9 protein-coding genes are annotated in these 6,208 nt (G+C 37.8%); 7 read left to right on the forward strand and 2 right to left on the reverse strand.

What is annotated here, in order from left to right; genetic code table 11:
• From AC1DOK_RS24165 to AC1DOK_RS24185, 5 genes are all read left to right on the forward strand, one after another.
• Positions 1-348 (forward strand): GyrI-like domain-containing protein (locus AC1DOK_RS24165; RefSeq protein WP_477556844.1); only part of this gene is annotated, 348 nt, incomplete at its 5' end.
• Positions 349-582: 234 nt separating this feature from the next.
• Complete coding sequence (locus AC1DOK_RS24170) at positions 583-1,047, forward strand: NUDIX hydrolase (protein WP_477556845.1); 465 nt, start codon at positions 583-585, stop codon at positions 1,045-1,047.
• A 444-nt stretch (positions 1,048-1,491) separates the two neighbouring features.
• Entirely contained in the window at positions 1,492-2,454 is a 963-nt protein-coding gene (locus AC1DOK_RS24175; protein ID WP_477556846.1) for an effector binding domain-containing protein, read from the forward strand.
• A 384-nt stretch (positions 2,455-2,838) separates the two neighbouring features.
• Positions 2,839-3,288 carry a GNAT family N-acetyltransferase gene (locus tag AC1DOK_RS24180; RefSeq protein WP_477556847.1) on the forward strand — a complete coding sequence of 150 codons (450 nt, stop codon included), beginning with the start codon at positions 2,839-2,841 and terminating at the stop codon, positions 3,286-3,288.
• Positions 3,289-3,413: 125 nt separating this feature from the next.
• Positions 3,414-3,761 carry a hypothetical protein gene (locus AC1DOK_RS24185; RefSeq protein WP_477556848.1) on the forward strand — a complete coding sequence of 116 codons (348 nt, stop codon included), beginning with the start codon at positions 3,414-3,416 and terminating at the stop codon, positions 3,759-3,761.
• Positions 3,762-3,825: 64 nt separating this feature from the next.
• On the opposite strand, the gene AC1DOK_RS24190 is transcribed toward AC1DOK_RS24185, so the two are convergent.
• Together AC1DOK_RS24190 and AC1DOK_RS24195 are read right to left on the reverse strand one after the other, a co-directional pair.
• Complete coding sequence (locus tag AC1DOK_RS24190) at positions 3,826-4,140, reverse strand: IS110 family transposase (protein WP_477556849.1); 315 nt, start codon at positions 4,138-4,140, stop codon at positions 3,826-3,828.
• A 10-nt stretch (positions 4,141-4,150) separates the two neighbouring features.
• Entirely contained in the window at positions 4,151-4,450 is a 300-nt protein-coding gene (locus AC1DOK_RS24195) for an IS110 family transposase (RefSeq protein WP_477556850.1), read from the reverse strand.
• A gap of 93 nt (positions 4,451-4,543) precedes the next feature.
• Here AC1DOK_RS24195 and AC1DOK_RS24200 point away from each other — a divergent pair, with 93 nt between their 5' ends.
• Together AC1DOK_RS24200 and AC1DOK_RS24205 are read left to right on the forward strand one after the other, a co-directional pair.
• Positions 4,544-5,095, forward strand: coding sequence for a GNAT family N-acetyltransferase (locus AC1DOK_RS24200; RefSeq protein ID WP_477556851.1), 552 nt, complete (start codon positions 4,544-4,546; stop codon positions 5,093-5,095).
• A 225-nt stretch (positions 5,096-5,320) separates the two neighbouring features.
• Positions 5,321-5,842, forward strand: coding sequence for a DNA topology modulation protein (locus AC1DOK_RS24205; protein ID WP_477556852.1), 522 nt, complete (start codon positions 5,321-5,323; stop codon positions 5,840-5,842).
• The last annotated feature ends 366 nt before the right edge of the window (positions 5,843-6,208 follow it).

Here is a 6,208-nt window from a genome sequence, read left to right on the forward strand (position 1 = left end):
ATTCAAAACAAGAAAAATGAGAATGTAATTTTAATGCAGATTTATCCTATGAAGTCCGATTTTAATCCTCAGGTGGATAGGTTTACACAAATTCTTTGTTATGAAGTAAGTAAACAAGGCGATGTTCCATTAAATATGATAAGTCATGCTGTCACTGAAAGTAAGTATGTTACTTACACACATAAGGGACTTGAATCGGAGCTTAGTCGTACGTATGACTATGTATATGGCCAATGGATTAGAGAAACAGGAAATGAACCAAAGGATTATGATTTTGAAATTTGGGATGAAAGATATAAACCAGAAAGTCGAGACAATGAGATTGATTTGTTTGTAGCATTGAAGTAATTATTCAGCTTACTCGAAAGATGGCATTAACAGCGTATAACAATGCATTCCTACATCGTCGCTGACGCTCCTTGGTCTCCGAGAGGGATATCAGAGAAGTGGATCCAGGCGACAATCCAAGCGGCTAAGTCTGACGACCCGGCACTACGTGCCTTGAGCCGCTCGGACGTCAGGAATGCGGGTACGTTATAAGAAATCCCCGCAAATTTTAAAGATCCTGAAAGGATTAAACACATGAGTATTACTTGGTATGAACTTAATGAGATTGAAAATGAAAAATTAAAATATGTAGTAGTGATTTCGAAATACAGAAATGAATTGATTTTAATTAGGAATAAGAATCACGATATCTGGGAACTACCTGGAGGCAAGATAGAACAGGGAGAACTAATAATGAGAGCAGCTAGTAGAGAGTTATATGAAGAAACAGGAGCTGTAGTATTTGAAATATCACCGATAGCCATTTACTCAATGAATGATAGTTTTGGTATGGTATTTTACGCAGAAGTTGAGGAATTAGTAGAATTACCGAAATATGAAATTGCAGAAGTGATATTGAAAAAGCTATTACCAGATGGTTTGAAATATGGAGATGTATACTACAGAATGTATGAAAGAGTAAATGAATCAATGAATCATAAAGAAATGAATAAATATAAAGTGCGATATCAAGATAAGAACCAAATATATTATTTCTAGGGATATTCGAAGATGGCGGGGACTACTTATAACATCATATTCACGTATCGGGCTAACGCCCCTGGTCTACCAGGTGCAATTGCATAGATGAGAATTCAGCAGACAACCCTCACTTGCTAAGATAGGAGATATCTAAGCCAGTGAGGGTCGTGAATACACATACGTTATCGGAAATCAGTGAAAAAATTTAAAAGAAACTCTTATCAAGTGCGTTGAAGATCCTCAACTAACGGCAGATTAGTTTAATTGTGATATTCTGAACCATATCATAAGTACCGGCAAGTCTTTCGAAGTAACTTGGGGAAGCCTGGATGAGGAAAAAATCCTACTCTTCCGTTTTGGTGAAAGGGCTCCAGCAATCTGTAGTATGGGAATTCTCATGTAAGAAACCAGTTGACTTTGACGTCGTGTCGTACTTTAAGCTTGTAATTGAAAGGAGGAACCATGGAGTTACAAACAATCAGCGAGGTTACAAAAAATTATCAGATCTCAACAAGAACACTCAGGTATTATGAGCAAATTGGTTTGCTTCAAAGCTTGAAGAAGGAAGGATATGCCTACCGCACCTATGATGTATGTTCGTTGAAAAGATTGGAACAGATTTTAATCTTACGTAAGCTGAGAATTCCATTAAAAGAAATACAGCGAGTCTTGCAAAGTGAGGAGTCTAGAGTAGCACTAGTGGCTTTTCAGGTGAAGATCATAGAACTTTCAAATGAAATCACGGCATTGACTACAATTAAGACAGTGTTGGAACAATTTATAACCATCCTTAGAGAAAATGCTGAAGTGGAAATATGCTCGGGATTATTGGTTGACGAAACCATTCGGCAAATCGTTGAAACCCTTCCTGCAACAAAAACCGTTTTAAAGGAGGATAAAGCCATGAATGATTTGAATATGGCTGATAATCATTTGTCTAAGCTGAAAGATGTACGAATAGTCTATTTACCCCCTTCCACAGTAGCATCAATCCACTGTCTTGGTGGTACACCGGAATACGACACTGGAAATGAGATGCAGCGGTTTATGATTCAGACGAATCTTGCCAACATAAAGCCTGATTTACGGCATTATGGTTTTAACCATCCAGATGGAGCAGACCATGGGTATGAGAGATGGGTAACCATTCCTAACAATATGGAAGTACAGAAGCCTTTTGTAAAAAAGTATTTTCCCGGTGGTTTATACGCTGCCCATATGATACCCATGGGTAACTTTGAGGAATGGGGTTGGCTTTCCGAATGGGTTAAAAACAGCAGTGAGTATGAACATAACTTAGGTGATCCTGATTGTTTGGAGGAACATCTCAACTTCATCAATCAATATCACTTGAGTAACGAGGAAATTGATAAATGTGCGCAACTGGATCTGCTGCTTCCGATAAAACCAATAGCAAAAGTATAGCCGTTGTATAACGTAGAGATACCCTACCTTGAGAGGTATCTCTTTTTTATCGAAACTTGCAGTTACCGTCAGCGCGGAGAAGCTTACTCTACAAGTCACTGAGCTACCGGGAGACGATAGTTGAAAAAATACTGTAAGTAGTTCAAAGAAGTCGCTGACATCCGATAACATCGCATTCAACGCGGCGGGGTGAGCAAGCTCGACCCTTGGTCCGGAAGAGGCACTCCGGGGAAGTGAGCTCACAAGACACATTCAACCGGCTAAGTGGCGAAGCCGCCCGGTAGCTACGCTGCTAAGCCGCTTGAACGTCGTGAATGTAGAAACGTTATAGGAAATCAACGCAAAATCCAAATCCGTTTACTGAAGTGAATTGAGGTGTTTAATATGAAAGAAAACAAAGTCAGGGAAATAAGGGTAACTGATCATCACGATATTTATTTGTTAAATCAAGACTTTAACCCAAATTTGTATGGATTTTCCGAAGAGAAAGTAAAAGAAAAAATTGAAATCATTATAAAGAAAACTAAAGATATCATCTTTGTTTTCGAACAGAACGAAAGGGTAATAGGATACATTCATGGAAGCCCGTACGAATTACTTTTTTCCGACTCTTTAATAAACGTTCTGGGATTTGTTGTTAAGGAAAGTCATAGAAATCAAGGTATAGGTAGTATATTGATTGATCGTCTTGAACAGTGGGGAACAGACAATGGATTTTCTGGAATGAAACTATTATCCCATCCAAGTAGAATACATGCCCACAGGTTTTATGAACGACGCAACTATAGGTTTACAAAGGACCAAAAGAACTTCATTAAAAAATTTGAGAACTAAACGGAGACATAAGTAATTCAGGGAAGACGTTGACATCCGATAGGACCGTATTCATGCGTCGGGCTTAACGGCCCTTGGTCTGCCCCGCTAAATAAGCTAACTTGTTACTGAAAGAAGGTGCAAAGATGAGATCTACAAAACTCTTTCTTGGAATAATAGCGGTAATCATTATAACTGTAGGTTGTAATAGAAATTCAAGTACTAGTTGGGCTTTTCAATTTGTTGTTTTGAATAACATTACATATCAGGTAACAGATGAGAAGATTGAACAGGAAGCTATTGAAATGAAGATTGGGAAAGTAACTAAATACTCTGATAAGGAAGGAGCTTATTCAAATGGATTTTCAAACAAATACAAGAAGGGGACAGAACTGTTTAAGATTAAGGGAATAGATATAAGTAAATATATTGCAGTTAAAGATACAGATAATACCTATATAAAACTTGAAAACAAAGGTAAATACGATAATTAATTTTTTCAGTATTTCAAGGCGGCAACTCTACGATTGCGACTTTTGCAGGTTTGCCATCAAGACGCTATTGCTGGTAATATCGCCATAGAATCGGATTTCGAGGGCCATGGACTTGTTTTGAAATGCCGCAAACTGTTGTTTGATAGAGCGCTGTGCGGAGATAAGCAGAACCATGCTTTGAAATGCGATTTTGTTTCGCCTTAAAGGTTCCTGACTCGTAAACAGATGAATCCAGCCTGGTAAAAGCGGTCAACTGTTTCATGGAAGGGAACCTTTTAATGTCCCTAATTTCAGCGTGAATCATAGCCGCAGTAATCGGTCCCACCCCAGGGACGAGCGTGTGAAGGTAGGCAGAAGATTCTTGAACTAATGATTCCATTTTGCTGAACTTAGTGAGTAGTTGAATGGATGAAGAGTTGAAAATATTTTGAAGAGCCTTTGTCATATCCCGGAAAAGATAAGTCAACAATGGAACGGAATTGCAGTTGTATTTCATCAAGAGGAGCCTTCCACTGGGAATGTTGACGGCAGAGGAATCGCAGTTCAGTCACCTTTTCATCCACTGGAATGAGTGGGGTACCTTCACCTAAATAGAACGCATTAGCAATTCGAATTGTATCAACGGGATCGGTCTTTACCTTACGAGTAGAGCGTTTTTTGAGCTTATGAGTCGTTAAGGGGTCTAACATAAAAACGGGATATCCATGTGAGATACGTTATAGGAAATCAGCGAAAGAAAAGTTAAAATTCAAAAGACTTGTTATTCGAGGAGGAAATAATATTTGTCTGATATTATAACTGGAAGAAAAGTTAAACTTCGAAAAGCAGAGCCTGAGGATGCTGAACTCTTATGTAAATGGTATGCTGACGGAAGAGTGATGATACATGTTGGATTTCCAGACGGTATGCAAGAAAGCGCTGATAGGTTAAGGAAGCGTTTAGCCAATTTAGAAAATGAAAACTCATTGTTTATTATTTTAGATGAGTTGAATTATCCAATAGGTGAATGCAATTTCAAAAATAAAAATTATGTGAGTTGCGGTATTGGAATCAAGATATGTGAGTTAACATACCAGGGTAAAGGTTATGGACAAGATGCGTTAAGAACATTTATTAATTATTTGTTTACTACATATGAACTAAAACAAATATATTTAGATACTCTATTGGAAAATAATAGAGCTCAGAATTTATATAAGAAAATTGGCTTTAAAGTCATAGGAATTAATAATGATTGTTGGATTGATCCAATGGGTAGAAGCAGAAGTGCGGTTGATATGATATTAACAAGAGACGAATTTTTCAAAAATAATTTAATCAAAAAAAGAAATTAGTGGATATTCGAAGATGCCGCTGACATCCTATAACACCAAATTGACGCTGCAGAACCTGACGGTCCCTTGGTCTGCAGAGGCTACTCGAAGAGGTGGATTCAGCAGACAACCCTGCACAGGCTAAGTCCGTCGGATCCGTTCGCTCCGCTCACTTAAGCCAGTGAGGGTTCGTGAATACAGCAACGTTAGAAGAAATCGTCGTAAAACATAATCTAAGGAGAAAATATGAACCGAATATTGGTTATTGGATCAGGTGGATCGGGCAAATCAACCCTATCCCAAAAGCTCAGTAACATACTTGATCTCCCAGTCATACATTTGGATACTTATTTTTGGAATCCTGATTGGGTCCCTAAACCAAATGAAGAGTGGGATAAGATCGTTGAACAATTTACTAACGGAGATCATTGGATAATTGATGGTAATTATTCAAGGACAATGGATATCAGGATTAAGAAAGCGGATTTAATTATTTTTTTGGACATGCCAAGACTTCTATGTAGTTATCGGATTATTAAACGGCGAATTATGTATCATAACAAAACTAGACCCGATATGAATGCAGAATGCAAAGAAAAATTAGATTGGGAATTTATTAAATGGGTTTGGAATTATAGGGCAAGAAGTCGAATGAACACAATAAAGAAACTAGAACAGATAAAAGAATATCAACAAGTGATTATTTTAAAAACAAGAAAACAGGTAAATGAATTAATAGAAAGACTAGAAAAGAATAGACATATTTGAAAGTAATTCAGGAAGTCGACGACATCTTCTAACATAACATTCCTACGTCGTCGCTGACGCTCCTAGGTCGCCAAGATGGATATCGAAGAAGTGGAATCAGGCGACACATCCAATCGGCTAAGTCTGGCGACCCGGCACTACGTGCCTTAAGCCGTTTGAACGTCAGAAATACACAACGTTAGATGAAATTACCGATTACTGAAATCCGAGAAGGAGWACAAAAGATCTATGGGAAACTCAATATCAATGCCAAAAGATCTTAGACATTTAGTTGACTCAATAAAAATGTCAAATGGATTAACTTCAGTCTTTATTGAAGTGTTAGCAATTAGTGGATCAATTCTGGCTGAAACAGATCGAGAAAAA

This window comes from Paenibacillus sp. P5_B5, from assembly GCF_056400365.1.